At 60.3% G+C, this 17701-nt stretch carries 10 protein-coding genes; 3 read left to right on the top strand and 7 right to left on the bottom strand.

Annotation, left to right across the window (positions count from 1 at the left end; translation table 11 throughout):
• Positions 1–190: 190 nt before the first annotated feature.
• The 6 genes from ACA044_RS24010 to ACA044_RS23985 all read right to left on the bottom strand — a co-directional run bounded on the left by ACA044_RS24010 (position 191) and on the right by ACA044_RS23985 (position 12610).
• On the bottom strand, positions 191–1525 hold the full coding sequence (locus tag ACA044_RS24010) for a sigma-54-dependent transcriptional regulator (RefSeq protein ID WP_497443579.1): 1335 nt from the start codon (positions 1523–1525) through the stop codon (positions 191–193).
• Positions 1525–3285 carry a sensor histidine kinase gene (locus ACA044_RS24005; protein WP_497443578.1) on the bottom strand — a complete coding sequence of 587 codons (1761 nt, stop codon included), beginning with the start codon at positions 3283–3285 and terminating at the stop codon, positions 1525–1527. The genes ACA044_RS24010 and ACA044_RS24005 overlap by 1 nt, the downstream gene beginning before the upstream one ends.
• Before the next feature lie 76 nt (positions 3286–3361).
• Positions 3362–3553, bottom strand: a complete 192-nt coding sequence (locus tag ACA044_RS24000) for a hypothetical protein (protein WP_497443577.1) — start codon at positions 3551–3553, stop codon at positions 3362–3364.
• Between the two features lie 35 nt (positions 3554–3588).
• Positions 3589–6348, bottom strand: coding sequence for an RHS repeat-associated core domain-containing protein (locus ACA044_RS23995; protein WP_497443576.1), 2760 nt, complete (start codon positions 6346–6348; stop codon positions 3589–3591).
• Positions 6345–10868: a SpvB/TcaC N-terminal domain-containing protein gene (locus tag ACA044_RS23990; protein ID WP_497443575.1), complete on the bottom strand. Its 4524-nt coding sequence runs from the start codon at positions 10866–10868 to the stop codon at positions 6345–6347. The genes ACA044_RS23995 and ACA044_RS23990 overlap by 4 nt, the downstream gene beginning before the upstream one ends.
• Positions 10869–11086: 218 nt before the next feature.
• The gene (locus ACA044_RS23985) at positions 11087–12610 is read right to left on the bottom strand and encodes a fumarate hydratase (RefSeq protein ID WP_007938826.1); all 1524 of its coding nucleotides are present in this window, start codon (positions 12608–12610) and stop codon (positions 11087–11089) included.
• A 449-nt stretch (positions 12611–13059) separates the two neighbouring features.
• On the opposite strand from ACA044_RS23985, the gene ACA044_RS23980 reads away from it, so the two are divergent.
• The 3 genes from ACA044_RS23980 to ACA044_RS23970 all read left to right on the top strand — a co-directional run bounded on the left by ACA044_RS23980 (position 13060) and on the right by ACA044_RS23970 (position 15959).
• The gene (locus ACA044_RS23980) at positions 13060–14166 is read left to right on the top strand and encodes a GGDEF domain-containing protein (protein ID WP_497443574.1); all 1107 of its coding nucleotides are present in this window, start codon (positions 13060–13062) and stop codon (positions 14164–14166) included.
• Complete coding sequence (locus ACA044_RS23975; protein ID WP_497443573.1) at positions 14159–15094, top strand: iron-sulfur-binding ferredoxin reductase; 936 nt, start codon at positions 14159–14161, stop codon at positions 15092–15094. The genes ACA044_RS23980 and ACA044_RS23975 overlap by 8 nt, the downstream gene beginning before the upstream one ends.
• Before the next feature lie 115 nt (positions 15095–15209).
• A complete protein-coding gene (locus tag ACA044_RS23970) occupies positions 15210–15959 on the top strand; it encodes an enoyl-CoA hydratase-related protein (RefSeq protein ID WP_497443572.1) in 750 nt (249 codons plus the stop codon).
• Positions 15960–16165: 206 nt separating this feature from the next.
• Here the strand turns inward: ACA044_RS23970 and pyk are convergent, their stop codons facing one another.
• Positions 16166–17617 carry a pyruvate kinase gene (gene pyk / locus ACA044_RS23965; protein WP_497443571.1) on the bottom strand — a complete coding sequence of 484 codons (1452 nt, stop codon included), beginning with the start codon at positions 17615–17617 and terminating at the stop codon, positions 16166–16168.
• Positions 17618–17701 lie beyond the last annotated feature (84 nt).

Here is a 17701-nt window from a genome sequence, read left to right as displayed (position 1 = left end):
GAGGTTTTGGTGAGCGGAAATCCGCGCATTCAGGATCGGGCGCGAGCGGGAATCCGCTTATAGAGTTATGGGTTTCTTTGCCTGTGCCGGCCTCATCGCGAGCAGGCTCGCTCCCACAGTAAATTGGTGTACGCAGAACCATTGTGGGAGCGAGCCTGCTCGCGATGGGGACAGAACAGGCACGGCAAAATCAGCTGTCCTGCAAAAACATCTCCCGACTCAACCCATGCCGCTGCATCTTTTCATTAAAGGTACGACGCGGCAGTTGCAGCTCTTCAAGCACCGCTTTCACATCGCCCTTATGCCGGGTCAGTGCCGCGCGCAAGCAATGCGCTTCGAAGGCTTCCTGCTGCGCCGCCAGAGACTGGCCGGGATCGATCCCCACCGGTTCCGGTTCGCCGAGGCCCAGCACTTGTCGCTCGGCGACGTTCGCCAGCTCGCGCACATTACCCGGCCAGTCGTGGCTCAGTAGATGGCTCAGTTGCGGCCCGCTCAAGGGGGCAAAGGTACGGCCCAAGCGCTCGGCGGCACTTTGCGCAAAGAACTCGAACAACAGTGGAATGTCTTCACGCCGATCGCGCAATGGCGGTAGACGTAACTCGGCGACATTCAATCGATAGGCCAAATCTTCGCGAAAACGTCCGGCCCGGGCTTCATCCAGCAAATCGGGTTTGGTTGCGGCGATGATCCGCAAATCCACGTGGATGCTCTGATTGGAGCCCAATCGCTCAAGCTTCTGCTCCTGCAACACCCGCAGCAATTTCACCTGCTGGGCCAGGGGCATGCTTTCGATTTCATCGAGAAACAGTGTGCCGCCATCGGCGTATTCGAGCTTGCCGATGCGTTTGCCCTGGGCGCCGGTGAACGCGCCGCTCTCATGGCCGAACAATTCGGCCTCGAACAACTGCTCGGGAATCGCCGCGCAGTTCAGCGCCACGAAGGGCTTGTCTGCACGGGGACCAAAGTCGTGCAGGCAACGGGCAACCAACTCCTTGCCGCTGCCGGTTTCGCCCCGGATCAGCACGTTGACCGGCAACGTCGCCAGGTCCAGCACCTGCCGGCGCAACGTCTGCAAACCACGAGATACCCCCAGCAGCGTCGCATCGAGTTTGGCGCGATTGTCTGCCTGTTCGTGCAGGGCACGGTTTTCCAGCACCAGCCGGCGCTTGTCCAGCGCGCGGCGCAGGCTGCTCAGCAGGGTTTGCGGGCTGAAAGGCTTCTCAAGGAAATCATAAGCGCCATCGCGCATGGCTTCGACGGCCATCGGCACATCACCGTGGCCGGTCAGCAGGATCACCGGCAAGTCGGCATCGCGGCGCTGGACTTCGGCCAGCAGCTCCAGCCCCGTCATACCGGGCATGCGCACGTCGCTGAGGATCACTCCGGGGAAATGCCTGGGCAGTTGCGCCAGGCACTCATCGGCGCGGCTGAACAGCTGCACCTCGAACCCCGACAGGCTCAGCCACTGTTCGACGGCGCTGCGGATGCTGCTTTCGTCATCGACCACCATCACCGAATTGAGCATCAGCCAGGCACCTCCAGATCAATAGGCAACGTCAGGGTAAACACCGCGCCGTTTTCGCCATTATCGGTACTCAGGCGCCCGCCCGCTTCGTGGACGATGGCGAAGGAGACAGCCAGCCCGAGGCCCAGGCCATCACCCACCGGTTTGGTGGTGAAGAATGGATCGAACACCTGTCCCAGGTTCTCTTCGGCAATGCCGCCGCCGTTATCGGCGACGGTCAGGCGCCACAATTGCTCATCGGCTTCGAGGCGGATTTCCAGACGCTTGCAGGGTTTGTCGTGCATCGCATCCAGGGCATTGCGCAGCAGGTTGATCAGCACCTGTTCCAGACGAATCGCATCGCCACGCACCCAGGCCGGGCGAGTCAGATGTAGCACGGTGCTGATGTGCTCGTCACGCAGGCGCGCATCCAGCAACTGCAAGGATTGATCGACCACCGCTGCCAGGTCCAGCCGTTCGCGCAGACCGCTGGGGCTTTTGCGGGCGAAGGTTTTCAGGTGGCCGGTGAGGGCGGCCATGCGCGTGAGCATGTCGTCCACCGGTTTCAGTGCCTTGTAGGCATCCTCGACCCGACCGTGATCGAGCAGCAGCCTCAGAGTAGCAAGCTGCATGCGCTGGGCGGTCAGCGGCTGATTGATTTCGTGGGCGAGCGCGGCGGACATCTGCCCCAGCGCTGCGAGTTTGGTCGATTGCACCAGCCCGTCCTGAGCGGTGCGCAGATCCCGGGTGCGTTCTTCCACCAGCTGTTCGAGTTCTTCGCGACTGCGCTGGCGCAATTTCGCCAAACGCCAGCGCTGATTGAGAAACAGCAGCAGAAACACCAGCGTCAGCCAGGCGCCGGCGGCAGCGAGCCCGGCGTTGCGGCGGTCTTCAAACGCGACGTGCGGGCGACGCAACAGGTGCAGCGTCCAGCCTTCGGTGGCCAGCGGCAGCGATTCCCACAGGTAATCCGCCGTCCCGTCGGGGCCATCCACCCGGGTCAGCGCACTGTTGTCGTCGAAGCGTCGCACCGATTGATATTCAAGCGGGGTCAGCGGTTGTTTGTCGTATTGGCGCGTGGCTTTGAGCTCGGCGCGATCGCTGTCGCTCAGCGGCTTCAATTGGCGATAGCGCCAGCCAGGCTGGTTGGCAATGAAGATGATCCCGCGCGCATCGCTGACCAGCAACGTATCGCTGCCCTGACGCCATTCGCGCTCCAGTTCCGGGAATTCGAGTTTCACCACCATGGCGCCGAGGAACTGGTCGTTGTCGCCCAGTACCGCACTGGACAGAAAATAACCGGGAATCCCACTGGTCACGCCCACTGCGTAAAAACGCCCGGTGCCTTGGGTGCGGGTCTGGCTGAAATAGGGGCGAAAACCGTAATTGTGGCCGACGTAACTGCTGGGCAAGCGCCAGTTGCTGGCGGCCACGGCCAGGCCGGTGCGGTCGAGCAGTTCCAGGGTCGATGAGTGGGCTGCTCCGTTGATTTTTTCCAGTTTGCGATTCAACGCAAGCTGCTGCTCGGGGCTCACTTCACCGCTTAGCGCGGCGCGCAGTTGCGGGTCCAGCGCCAATACGGCGGGCAGGGCACGGTAGCGGTCGATCAGGGTGTGCAGGGAGTTGGCGTACAGCGATAACTGCTGATTGGCGCGCGCGGCATCTTCCACCAGGGCTTGGCGTTCGGTGTGGCGGATGGCCAGGGTGGCGGCGAGGGCGGCACCGGCGATGATCAGCAGGGTGTAGAGCATCAGACGCAAGGAGCGAGAGGTCACAAGCATGGAAGTATCAGGCGCAAGACGGGCAAGCACGATAGCACGCAGATCGCGATTTGCTTGCCGTATTCATACCTGACCACTAGCCCTTGAGCCTGGCCTGTGTCTGCCTTAAATGACCGATGGTTACGTCAGTGGCATAAAAATGATTGGATTGTTGCGATTGCAGCGGGCCATCGAGTACGTTGCGTAAGCAGGCGACATGGCGCACCGGTAAACCGCGAGGGTCGCTGGCGGTGATTTTCGGGGTGCGCCAATGCATCAGTGGTCTCATGTCGCAACCTTTTGCTCAAGGACTGTAGCTCGAACTCAACGATGCTGGTTCGCGCGTTTGCTCTCACGTGCCTGTTTCATCAGGTACTGGTTATCTGTGGTGCCATCTTCCTTGTACCAAGACACGATTGTCTGGGTGCTTTCGATCATACCCAGGACAGCCTTGCCCTGTTGTTGCAAGGTACTGCGTCGGATCGGCTGGTAATTTGACATGTCGGTCATGTGCGTCACATTGGGGATCAGGTCGATTGGATTCACCGTTTCCTGCTTCAAGCGGCCATACGCCATTTCGACGTTTGCCGAGCGCTCTTCGATGGTTTGTTTCCAGCTATCAAGCATCGTTTCGATCTTCTGGATCTTGACCGGGTCCAGGCGATTCTTCATGTCCTCGGCTTCCTGCACCCGGGAGCCCATGTTGAGCGCCACATTGACGGCCGGCACCACTGACCCGACGGCACGGTTCAGAAAAAAACCGACACTTTCCTGCACCCAGTCCGTCGAACGGTCTGACGTGCTGATGCCAGCCTCTCGATCAATGGCTTGTATGGTCATCGCCGACGTTTGTGGAATCAGTGGCCTGATCAGGCTTGCGGCCGGAGTGAAGGGACCGATTGTCCCTCCCGCAATATCGGCGCCGATGTTCCCGCCAACCACACCTTGCGAATACATGGGTTTACTCTGCCTGGTGAAGTTGGCCACATGCACGTTATCGGGCAGGAGAAAGTCGAAATTCTGGCTGCCGTAATAGCCGCCGACGAAACCGATCCCGGCATTGATGGATTCTCCCACCAGGTTTTTCAGCAGTTCCTTACCGATATTCTGCTGATGGGCAACGTTGAGCATCTGGTCCAGTGTAGTGGCGGCATAGCCACCGAGTACGGTAATGAACTTTGAGTAATCGACGATTTCGCGCTTCTCTTTCTGTCTGCCGTCCGGATCCACGTACGACAACGGATTATTTCCGACAAACCCGTACAGATTCAGCCCATCCATCTCCCCCGCTGGATCGGCACTGACCCAGCGCTGCAACCACGGTGCGTAGTACCGCGCCCCGTAGTAATACAGTCCGCTGACATCCATTTCCTTGCCCGAATAGCGGATGAACTTGTAGTTGACGTCGATTGCCGAACGGGCGGCCATCCACGCCGTGGCGCCGAACGGGTAATAGCCTTCGTGGCTGATCAGTTGCGCTTGCCCATCCAGCTCCATCACGCTGGAGCCCAAATGGTCATCGAGGCTGTAGCGCAGTTGATTGGCATCAATACCGTCAGGTTTTTTCTGCGTCCAATGCAGGCAACGCACACTGCCGACGCCGATGGCGAGGTTGATGACGTGCAGCTCCTCGCCGTTGTCTTTGCTGCGAATCTCAAGGCCCGGCAAATAACGAACCTGATGAAAATGCGCGGTTGCTCCGGCATGGGTTTCGTGGCGTTTGTACACCCGCACACCCTGGCTGTAGTGGTAATGCTCGGCGTCGTGGCGACCGTCGTCGCGGTGGATCAGGATGACGCTTTCCAGCTCGTTGCGGGCACTCCAGTTCAGCGGTTGGCCGGGTTGTACGTTCTGCTGATTGCCGTGGCGGTCGAACAAGGTGTCGAACACCGGTTCTGCGTCGCTCGGTTTCCAGCGCACCCCACGGTTGCTGTTCGGATCAATGCGCATCTGGCGGGTGTAACCGGCGCCGTCGCGCACATGGCAAAGCTCGATCAGGTTGCCACCTGTGTCGTACTGGTAGGTCTGGGTGTAGTTGAGGCGGTTTTTCGGATCGGTTGGCTGCGGCAGGCCCGGGATGTCGGATGGCGGGGTGTCGTCATAACCGGTGGCACTGGCCAACCGGTACAGCGAGTCGTAGGTGAAATCGCGGTGGCCGTCGATGAGCTGATTGGCGAAATGAACCGGCTCGAAGGCATGGTCTTCGATGCGGGTAATGTTGCCGACAGGGTCGTAGAAGTATTCAAGGCTTTGCAACACCGGCCCGGCGGTTTTCTGGCTGTGCTGTGCGCGCAGACGACTGTCGGCGGGATCGTAAGTCCACTGGCTGATAACTTGGTTGCCGGCCTGCTGTTCGATGATCTGCCCGGCAGCGTTGTACTGCGCATCGAGCAATACCGGTTGCCAATCGGTCTGGCCATTGACCAGCAACTGCACCTGCTTGAGTTGCCCGGCAAGTCCGTAGCACGATTGCTGCCGATGGCCGCCGGCATCGATCTGCTCCAGCACGACGCCAAGCGGGCTGAAGATGCCGCGGCTGGTGAAGGCCTCGGCATCGTGAAAGGTGCGGGTTTGCGTCAGTGGCTGGCCGAGTAGGCCATAGCTGTCCAGGCGCAGCGTACCCGACGCATCCTTCTGTTCAAGCAACTGCCCACGCAGGTTGTGCCCTGCATCGGCCGAAGCGTGGGCGTAAGTAAAAACATCGACGTCGGCCACGCCATTTTCCTCGACCGCCACCCCACGCATTTGATTATCGAAGGTCGTGCGCCAATGGCTGCCACGCGCATCCCAGCGCTGCAAAGCCTCACGGGCCAGCCCCGGCAGAGTCAGGCGCCAGCCGGCATCAACGCTGTCGATTTTCAGCGGTTCGCCGGCCAACCCGTAAACGGTAGCGAGGTTAGGCTTGGGCAAGCGCGGATCCCATTGCGCCACCAGGCGTCCGGCCGCGTCGTAGCGCTGGCGGGTCACCAGGGCGGTAGCGGTTTTACCGGCGACAGTGCGCAGATAAACGATCTGGCGGATCGGCAGGCCGCGGCCGTCACTCACCGCGAGCGAGGGCGTGCGCCGATGGATCTCGGTTGTCATGAGTGCGCCGCCTGTGGTTCCGATATCAGCCCGGCGGTGTCGTTGAAGTCTTCGCTGGTGTGGTACCAGGGGTGATAGGTCTCGCGGGAGAAGTCCTTTTTGGCGTTGATCAGTTTGATCAGGCGGCCCAGCACGTCATAAAACAGCTGATCGAAATAGCCGAGCTTATGCAGGGAATGGTCGTTGACGTAACCATGGGAATTGGCAAAAAACGGCCGGAACTGTCGAACCGGCAGGCCTTTATTGTTGTATTCGACCCGTTCGCTGATGCGCCAGCGTGGGTCGGCGTATACCTCAAGATACTGGCCATTCTCGATGGTCAGCTTGCCGTCGGCGTCCACCGCATAAGCCATGCCGGGTTCGACCAGTTGCTGTGTTTGCAGCGCCCGGCCAAAGCCATCCACACAGGCTTTGACGATCTGGATCTGTGCCGGAACCGGATCGTCGGGGTAACGGTCGGCGCTGAGGATGACGCTATGCACCGGCTCGCGGCGAACCGTGGCGATGAGTTCGCTCAACGCTTGTTCCGACACGGTCATCGCGGTGCCTTGCTGCAAGCGTTGGCGGGCGCTGGCGCAAATATGTCCGCTGGGCAAGACGTAACCGTTCGTGATCCATTCGGCGAGCGATTCGGGGCTGACGGCCGGCGGCAATTGCCCCATCCAGCTGAACAAGTCCTTGCGCAACGTGCTGGCGGCTTTTTGAATGGCATCCACCGGGTTTTCGATGGCCGGATCCGGGCGATGATCCACCGGGCGCACGAACTCGCACAGCGGTTTGAAGCCAGCGGCGCTGCCGTTTTCGGTGCCGAAAACACTGATGGCCAAGGGTTGTCCGGACGGTTCGTAAATGGCTTCCTGAACATTCTCGTTGGCATCGATGATGCGCACGGGTTGCAGCGCGTGATAGTCGTATTCGATCCGGGTCGTACAGCCATCGGGCAGTTCGACGCTTTTGATCGCCAGACGGTAGGTGTCGTATTCGGCCTTTGTCACGCCGTGGCTGGGGGTCTCGTGGTACTCGAGTACTTTGTAAAAGCCGTCGAGATTGTCGTACTTCGCAAAACCGTACCGGGCTGACCACAGGTTGTCTTCGTCGTCGGCCGGCGGCGGTGTTTCGAACAGCAGCTTCATAGGGGTGTAACCGATTTTCGCCAGCTCGTCCCGGATGTCGAAGGGTGAAGACAGTTCGCTGTAGGCGTCCAGCGCGGTCTTGTCCAGTTGCGCCACCTCCAGCGGGCCGGCGAGGGCTTCGTATTCGGCCTTGCCATCGGGCATCAGCGACTGATCTTCGGTCTTGAGGTAACGCTGCACCGACTGTTGGGTCAGCACTCGCAGGGCATTCCACTCTCCGGAATCCTGATGATCGGTCAATTCCTTAAATGTAATTTTGTCCAGCTCAAGGCCGCCGGGCAGAGGCCCTTTGGGCAAGATCAACGCATTGGCGCGCTGCTGCCAGGGCAAGCCCAATCGCCGGTGCTGCGGATCGGCATCCAGATCGATGAACTGGGCACGGGTTTCGCTCAGGTAGTACGACTGCTGCGCGTCGTCATGGGCGTCGCGCCACCACTGTTGTTCATCGGGATCGGTAAAAGGCGGGGTGTTCCCTACGGTTCGGCGGCGTGCATAGCTGATGGCCACGGAGTGGGTGGGCAGACCATATTTGCTCCAGCACAGATTGATTTCATGCTGGCACAAAGGGTCGTCGATAAATTGTTCGTACTGGTAGCTGATCTTCTCTAGCAGCAGAGGCAGGATGATCGCATCGGGATAGTGGTCACCTTTAGGCCGCACCTGGCGAACCAGGTAGCGGTATTCTTCGACCGTGTAAGGCTGTGGCGTGAGCGGGTCGTCTTCGCCGTTGTAGGTTTCGACCCGCATGAGCGTCCCGGACATCCCCCGGGCGATTTCGTACTTGATGGTTTCGTCGGGCGGCGGGAACGGCACATCGCACTCGTTGATGGGGTCATATTCGCTGAGCAATGTCCCACCCAGCGCGAAGGCATCTTTGTCCTTGTCGAAATAGCCATCGCGCGGCCTGTCCATGAACTGGCCGATAATAAACCAGCTCCGGACCCGGGTTTGCGCCGTAAAGCCGATATCATCATCGCCCGTGGCGCTTTCGCTGTCGGTCTGTTCCAGATGGCCAAAGCCCCGGTACTCACGAGCAATCGGGTCGTAATAACCCTCGCGGTACTTGAACCCCTGGCTCAGGCAGTTGCCGGTGATTTCGTCCAGTTGCAGTTGCCGACTGACAACCTGCACAGTGAGCGGCAAAAAGCACACAGGGACTTCCAGCAGCTTATCAGAAAGCCGTTCCTGCTTTTCATCCAGCCATTCCTGCGCCGAACTGCGGTAGACGACGCGGGCGCTGCATCCCATGTTGTTGTTGCTGGATGTGATCAAATAGGGCTTGACCGACACAAAGTCGTAGCGCCAGTGGCGCGGCTTCATGTGCGGCACCGTCAGGATCAGGCTGGCACAGCCCAGGCCTTGCAGGTCGGCGAACGTGACCTCGCACAGTCGGTCGTATCGCACACCCTCAGGCCATGGCACGCTGATCGGGTCCTTTTCCAGGCCTTTGCCGCCACGGTTCAGGTAAATCTCGAACGCATCGGATTTCAGATAGATCAATGCCGGTGCGCCGGATCCGTCGAGGTCGGCGATCCGCACCCGTGCGCAATTGAACTCGTCGTATTTGAACGCAGGACCGCTGAGTACTCGCCCCTTACCGAACTTGCCGTGTCCCAGATTGGGCCAGCATTTGATTTCGTCGTGCCGTATGCGGCACAGATCGGTCGTGTCGCTGCCCAACAGGTTGCCCAGAAATACCAGTTCGCTGGCGGCATTGCTGAACAAGGGAAGCCGGTCATCCCCGGGCTCATGGGGAACCTCTTCGGCCTGCTGGAAACCGTCCTCAAGATTGTTGCGGTAAAAACGCACGGAACGTGGCCCGATCACTGCCAGCGAAAGAAGCCCCTCGCCAGCCAGGTCGCCCAACTGTGAGTACGCACTGAAAAACTCTACCGGGAACAGGGTAAAGGTCTTGAATTCAGCCCATGTGCGATCGGCATTCAAGGTCCGGAAACCACTCAAGCCCGGTTGGGCGGTGATCCAGTCGAGACGGCCATCACCGGTCAGATCGGTCAGTATCTGAAGCACGGGTTTATTGCGGTTCGCGACCGGAATGTTTTCCAACGCTTTCCATGGGCTGTAACCGATGTCATCCGGCCCGGACAGGGCACGTACCGGTTCCCGGTAGTACCAGCACTGGTCATAGCGGCAGAGAAAGCCCGGCAAGCCTTCGCCGTAAAGATCGACGCACTGGTAGAACCCGCCATCCTCGACGCCCGGCATGTTGTCTGCTTCGAGCAACCGTACGGGCGTTTTGTTTAGGCTGAAAGGTGAATGCTCGAACTGCACCGGCGGGGTGTTTTCCACAGAACCGCTGGCATCCCAGGCCTGATAGTGGGCCGAGGTGATCTGGCTGTAGCTCCATTGCGGTGTGTTCTGGTTGTACTTGAGCAGCAGCCGCCGAACCAATGCCGGTTCGGCGCCCAATTCGGCAGGAAAGTAGTGAAACATCAGCACCTGCTGACAGAGCCGGCGTGTGCCCACTTCAAAACCGTGCCCAAAGGCCGAAAAGGCATCCGGACGGGTCAGCCAGGGTTTCAGGGAATCGCCGCCATAAGCGGGTTTTTCGGTTAGCGAAAGGGTGCGTTCACCGTAGTCGAACAGCAAATGAAAATGCCAGCCCAGATCGGCCGGGTTGTCGACCGTCCAGGTGTACAGGTCCTGGCTGGCGGTGCAATTGCCGTATAACGCCCGATGCAGGTAACGCTGGGCGCGGTAGTCATGGACGGGGTCGGGGTCTTGATCGTCGGCCTTGTAATCGAAACAAATATGCTCGCCGTGGGCGGTCATGCTTTCGCAAAGCAGCCAGACACCCACGCGTAGCGGATCATCAGGGTCCGCTATGCGCGAATCCGCTGTTTTGCCGTACATATGCAATGAGCCGTCGGGGCCGTACACAAGCCAGAATACGGGCTTCTGCTCGTCCCGCTCTTTTCTTACCGGCTGCCAGCGTTCCCTGATGGTGAAAACGCTTTCGACCTCTGGCGAATAGCAGACCACAGAGTGAAGACCGATGTTCTTTCCGTTGAATCTGCTTTCGAAGCGCGACTTGATCGTGCCGTCCGCATTGCGTTCGGGCATGCATATCTGGCCATCGTGTCCGATGATTTCGTCATCATCGCCATAACGCGGCACGCCCTTGTTGGTCCGGCGCCGGATTTGACCGTTGCCCAGATTCCAGCCAATGCCGAACGGGCCATTGCCGGACTGACTGCTGTAAGCCAGTGACAACTGCGGGTCAGCGCCACGGCCGCTGGAAATGGGCAGTGGTAGCTGAAACGACGCCTCGCCGGTCGGGCCCACGGAGCTCCAACCCTTGCCGATCATCGCGATCGACGAGCTTTTGGTGATGGAAGGCGTGGTGATGCTCAGGTCTTGATCTGCCATGGTTTCATCCGGTGCGCACGCGTTGGGCGTGGGTGGAGTAACGCTATCAAGACGGACGCGAGACGTAACCTGTCAGATCTGACAGGGGAGGAGGGTTTTTCAAGATCAAATGGATTGAACTGAAAGTTTTTCTATAACGAAAATAGTTGGAGCGCTGGATAAAAAAACGGCCGGGTCATCCGTATCGATGAACCGGCCGTGCGGGCAGAAGGAAGCGCTTACTGCACTTCTACCGCCAGGCTTTCACTGATCTTTTGCTGCCAGATGGCAGGACCGGTGATGTGTACCGACTCGCCTTTGCTGTCGACTGCAACAGTGACCGGCATGTCTTTGACGTCGAACTCGTAGATGGCTTCCATACCCAGTTCGGCGAAAGCCACCACGCGGGATTTCTTGATGGCTTGCGCCACCAGGTAAGCCGCGCCGCCGACCGCCATCAGGTAAACGGCTTTGTGGTCCTTGATCGCTTCGATCGCGGTAGGGCCGCGCTCGGATTTGCCGATCATGCCCAGCAGGCCGGTTTGCTCGAGGATCTGACGGGTGAACTTGTCCATCCGCGTCGCCGTGGTCGGGCCGGCAGGGCCAACCACTTCTTCGCGTACCGGATCAACCGGGCCGACGTAGTAGATGAAGCGACCCTTGAGGTCCACCGGCAGGGTTTCACCCTTGTTCAGCATCTCGACCATGCGCTTGTGCGCGGCGTCGCGACCGGTGAGCATTTTGCCGTTGAGCAGGACGGTTTCGCCCGGCTTCCAGCTTTGTACTTCTTCCGGGGTCAGGGTGTCGAGGTTGACGCGACGGGCCGACGGGCCGGCTTCCCAGACGATTTCCGGGTAGGCGTCCAGCGGTGGCGCCTCCAGGGACGCCGGGCCGGAACCGTCGAGCACGAAGTGTGCGTGACGGGTGGCGGCGCAGTTCGGGATCATGCACACCGGCAACGAGGCGGCGTGGGTCGGGTAATCCATGATCTTCACGTCGAGCACGGTGGTCAGGCCACCCAGGCCCTGGGCGCCGATGCCCAGTTGGTTGACCTTCTCGAACAGCTCCAGACGCATCTCTTCGATACGGTTCTGCGGGCCGCGTGCCTTGAGCTCGTGAATGTCGATGGATTCCATCAACACTTCCTTGGCCATGACGGCGGCTTTCTCGGCGGTACCGCCGATGCCAATGCCGAGCATGCCCGGTGGGCACCAGCCGGCGCCCATGGTCGGAACGGTTTTCAGCACCCAGTCGACGATCGAGTCGGACGGGTTGAGCATGGCCATTTTCGACTTGTTCTCGGAACCGCCGCCCTTGGCCGCCACGTCCACTTCCACAGTGTTACCCGGAACGATGGAGTAGTGGATAACGGCCGGGGTGTTGTCCTTGGTGTTTTTACGAGCGCCCGCCGGGTCGGCGAGGATCGAGGCACGCAGGACGTTTTCCGGCAGGTTGTAAGCCCGGCGCACGCCTTCGTTGATCATGTCGTCCAGGCCCATGGTGGCGCCATCCCAGCGCACGTCCATGCCTACACGGACGAAGACGGTGACGATGCCGGTGTCCTGGCAGATCGGGCGGTGGCCGGTGGCACACATGCGCGAGTTGATCAGGATTTGCGCGATCGAATCGCGGGCTGCCGGCGATTCTTCGCGCAGGTAGGCCTCGTGCATCGCCTGGATGAAGTCAACGGGGTGGTAATAGGAAATGAACTGCAGGGCGTCGGCAACGCTCTGAATCAGGTCGTCTTGCTTGATCACGGTCATGAGTCGCGCTCCTCTAAAAGACGGGAACATTCAATAAGGTGCTTGCAGCTTGGGTGCATCGGTCGGTTGCAAGCACCTTTACAAGGCACGCCGGGGCTGCTGGCGCGACGCTAAAAAGGCGCGGCAGTATAACGCGCCTCGATGGCCTGTACACGCGCCGGATTTTGTGGCGAGGGGGCTTGCCCCCGTTGGAGTGCGAAGCGCTCCCCCCAGCTTTCCTTCAAGCCACACCGCATTGGCATACTTTACGACTGCTGCGCAGCCGAACGGGGGCAAGCCCCCTCGCCACAGTAAAAGGTGTACTTGCTACAAATGTGGGCCATGGTTTTGACGCCAGTTTTTTTGCCCCGAAAATTGAATGGTCATTTATCAGGCACGCCACTAAAGTGGCATTCGGTCTGTAGAGTAGAGACACTCGGACAGCCTCCTTTCCCACGGTGAATCAACGATTGACCCATAACGCCATCCAGCGGCTTTTGCTTAAACGCTTTGCCCTCGCAGCCGGCACCTACGCCCTGGCTTTACTGCTGCTGTGGCTGGCGTTTTACACCGGCCATTACGATGACTCCGTCGTCGGCATGGTGGTCGGCAGCGTGTTGGTAGTGCTCAGCCAGGCGGTGTTGTTCGCGGTGTTTTACAGCGGCGCTAACCTGCGTTTCTCTGATCCCAGCCTGACTGAAGTGCAAATACTGCTGGGGCTGGGCTGGCAAACCTGGCTGATCGCCCATCTGGACGAGGCTCGCGGCACGTTCCTGGTGTTTTACCTGCTGATTCTGTTGTTCGGGCTGTTTCATCTTTCGCGCATGGCCATTGTGCGTTGCGCGTTGCTGGTGTTCTTCAGTTTCAGCGCCATCACATTGTGGGAGGGCTACCACTTTCAGCTGCCCGACCCGACGCTGGCCCTGTTGCAGGTGTGCGTGCTGTTTGTGGTGCTCGGCTGGCTGGTGCTTTACGCCCGCTACGTGCAGATGTCACGCCAGCGTATGCGTCAGCGGCGGTTCGCCTTGCAGGCGCATCAAGACACCCTGCGCGGGATGATGCGCCAGCTCGAAGGCCTGGTGGCGACCGACGAACTCACCGGGCTGTTCAACCGCCGACATTTCCTGCGCCTGGCCTCCCGCGAGTTGAACGCCATGGAAGCCGATGTGTTGCATGGCCTGGCGTTGATCGACCTCGACCACTTCAAACGCATCAACGATGTTCACGGCCATGCTGCCGGCGATCAGGTGCTGCAAGCGTTTGCCGGGGTGGCCACTGCCTGCCTGCGCGACGGCGATATTTTGGCCCGCTATGGCGGTGAAGAGTTTGTGGTGCTGTTGCCCGATTGCGATGCCGAGCGCCTGACGGCTTGCTGCGAGCGGTTGCGCATTGCCTTCATGGATGTCGAATTGGTCGGTCTGGACGTGCGCCACCTCAGCCTGTCGGCGGGCATGACCTTATTGGAACTGGGCGACGATCTGGATGACGCTCTGCACCGCGCCGATCAGGCGCTGTACCGCGCCAAGCGTGACGGCCGCAACCGTTGCGCGGCGGCCTGGGAGAATGTCGATGCCTGAATTACGGGTCGGCGCACGCCAATGGTCGGTGGCGGTGGGCAGTAACCTGCTGGATGCCTTGAATCAAAACGGTGTGTCGGTGCCCTATAGCTGTCGCGCCGGCAGTTGCCATGCCTGCCTGGTCAAATGTGTCGAGGGCTTGCCCAGCGACAGCCGTCCCGATGCCTTGAGCAATGAGCAGCGCCAGCAGGGTTGGCGCCTGGCCTGTCAGTGCCAGGTGGTCGACGATCTGCAAGTCGAAACCTTTGATCCATTGCGCGATGGCCTTGCCGCTCAGGTGGTCGCCAGCGATTGGCTGAGCCCCAGCGTGTTGCGTTTGCGCCTGACCTGCGAGCGACCGTTGCGCTATCAGGCGGGGCAGCATCTGGTGTTGTGGGCGGGGCAGGTGGCGCGGCCGTATTCCCTGGCCAGCCTGCCGGAGGAGGACCGCTTTCTGGAGTTCCACCTCGATTGCCGCCAACCGGGGGAGTTCAGTGACGCGGCGCGTCGCTTGAAGATCGGCGATCCGATCCGCCTCGGCGAGCTGCGCGGGGGAGCCTTGCATTACGACCCGGACTGGCATGGCCGACCGCTGTGGTTGCTGGCGGCGGGCACCGGTCTGGGGCCGTTGTTTGGTATCTTGCGTGAAGCGCTGCGTCAGCATCACCAGGGCGCCATTCGCGTTATTCACCTGGCTCATGACGCGGATGAGCATTATCTGGCCAAACCCCTGCAAGCCATGGCCGATGGCCGTGAAAACCTGAACGTCGAGTTCTGGACAGCGGCCGAGTTGCCCGCGGCTTTGGCGCAACTGCGCCTTGTTTCCCGGCAAACCCTGGCCTTAGTCTGCGGAGCCCCCGACAGCGTCGACGCCTTTGCCCGGCGCCTGTACCTGGCTGGTTTGCCGCGCAATCAACTGCTGGCGGATGTCTTTCTACCCCGTGGTTGAGCGCAGATTTTTGTGGCGAGCGATGTGCAGCGGCCCCAAAAGTTTGTGAGCGCTGCGCACTCAAGCGCGAGCAAGCTCCCTCGCCACAGTTGATCCTCTCAGATCAGGACTTGCCATGCCCGATGCCATCCAGTTTGAACGTGAGCGCGGTTTGCTGACCCTGCGCTTCAACCGCCCCGAGAAGAAAAACGCCCTGACGCGTGCCATGTACAGCCACTTGGTCGAGGCCCTGAAGCAAGCCGACACCGACCCCGAAATCTATGCGGTGCTGATTACCGGTGGTGCTGAGTGTTTCACCGCCGGCAACGACATTGGCGATTTCCTCCAGCAACCCCCGAGCGATCTCGACAGCCCGGCATTCCACTTCATGCTCAATTTGCTTGAGTGCCGCAAGCCGGTGATTGCCGCCGTGGCCGGTGCGGCGGTGGGGATTGGTACGACGATGCTGCTGCATTGCGATCTGGTTTACGTCAGCACGGATGCGCGGTTGCGCATGCCCTTCGTCAATCTCGGGTTATGCCCGGAGTTCGGTTCCAGCCTGATCCTGGCGCGGTTGCTCGGGCATGCCAAAGCTTCTGAGTTGTTGTTGCTCGGTGAAGGATTCAGCGGTGAACAGGCTGCCGCGTGGGGGATCGCGACTGAAGCCTTGGGCAGTGGCGAAGCGGCGTTAGCCAAGGCGCGGGATATGGCGTTGCGTTTCGAGACGTTGCCGCCAGAGGCAGTACGCATCAGCAAGCAACTGATGAAAGCGCCGAATCGGGAGTTGATCCGCAAAGTGATCGAAGAGGAGGGCGCGTTGTTCACCCAAAGGCTGCGTTCGCCGGAAGCGATTGCGGCGTTGACCGGATTCATCAAACGGCATTAAGTCTCCGGTGGCCGGGCGGGCCTCTTCGCGGGCAAGCCCGCTCCCACAAGGATTGCGGGTGTCCACAAAATCGAATTTCAACACAAATCCTGTGGGAGCGGGCTTGCCCGCGATGAGGCCGGCCCAGACAACAATTTTTCAGGATCAGAATGCAAAAAGCCCCGCCATTCACATGGCGGGGCTTTGTTTTTTCAGCGTTCGGTCACTCAGACCATCTTGTCGCCAACGTGCAGGATTTTCATCCCGTTGGTGCCGCCGATGGTGTGGTAGCTGTCGCCCTTGGTCAGGATGACCCAGTCGCCTTTCTCGACGACACCGCGCTTGAGCAACTCGTCGATCGCGGCCTGGCTGACTTGCTCAGGCGGCAGCGATGCCGGGTCGAACGGTACGGTGTAGACGCCACGGAACATCGCCGCGCGGGCCTGGGTTTCGCGGTGCGGGGAGAACGCGTAGATCGGCACCGAGGAACGGATGCGCGACATGATCAACGGCGTGTAGCCACTTTCGGTCAACGCGATGATCGCCTTCACGCCCGGGAAGTGGTTGGCGGTGTACATGGCCGCCAGGGCGATGCTCTGGTCGCAGCTTTCGAAGACCTTGCCGATGCGGTGGCTGGAGGTCTTGCTGGTCGGGTGCTTTTCAGCGCCGATGCAGATGCGCGCCATGGCCTGTACGGCTTCCAGCGGGTACAGGCCGGCAGCACTTTCGGCCGAGAGCATCACGGCGTCGGTGTAGTCGAGCACGGCGTTGGCTACGTCGGACACTTCGGCGCGGGTCGGCATCGGGTTCTGGATCATCGACTCCATCATCTGGGTCGCGACAATCACAGCTTTGTTGTGGCGGCGTGCGTGCAGAATGATTTTCTTCTGAATGCCCACCAGCTCGGCGTCGCCGATTTCCACACCCAGGTCACCACGGGCCACCATCACCGCGTCGGAAGCCTTGATCAGGCCGTCGAGGGTGTCGTCGTCAGCCACGGCTTCGGCGCGTTCGATCTTCGCCACCAGCCAGGCAGTGCCGCCGGCTTCGTCGCGCAGTTGACGGGCGTATTCCATGTCGGCGGCGTCACGCGGGAAGGACACCGCGAGGTAGTCGACCTGCATTTCGGCAGCGAGCTTGATGTCGGCCTTGTCTTTCTCGGTCAGGGCCGGCGCCGTCAGGCCACCGCCGCGACGGTTGATGCCTTTATGGTCGGACAGCGGGCCGCCGATCAGCACGGTGCAGTTCAGCTCGGTGGCGGTGGCGGTATCGACGCGCATCACCACGCGGCCGTCGTCGAGCAGCAGCTCGTCGCCCACGCCGCAATCCTTGACCAGATCCGGGTAGTCGATGCCGACCACTTGCTGGTTGCCTTCGGTCAACGGATGGCTGGTGGAGAAGGTGAATTGATCACCGATCTTCAGCTCGATCTTCTTGTTGGCGAATTTGGCGATACGAATTTTCGGGCCTTGCAGGTCACCCAGCAGGGCGACGAAGCGGCCGTGCTTGGCAGCGAGGTCACGCACCAGCTTCGCGCGAGCCTTGTGCTCGTCGGGGGTGCCGTGGGAGAAGTTCAGGCGGGCGACGTCCAGGCCAGCCAGAATCAGCTGTTCGAGAACTTCCGGCGAGTTACTGGCCGGGCCAAGGGTAGCGACGATTTTGGTGCGACGGACGGACATGCATAGACTCCTGAGTTCAAGCGCTAGCAGAGGCTACTATGCTCTTGGGGTGTAGTCATTGTTCGTTTGCACTACTTTTTGTGA

The sequence above is a fragment of the Pseudomonas sp. LBUM1673 genome (genome assembly GCF_059695645.1).
This window is presented reverse-complemented; position numbering and strand designations above follow the sequence as displayed.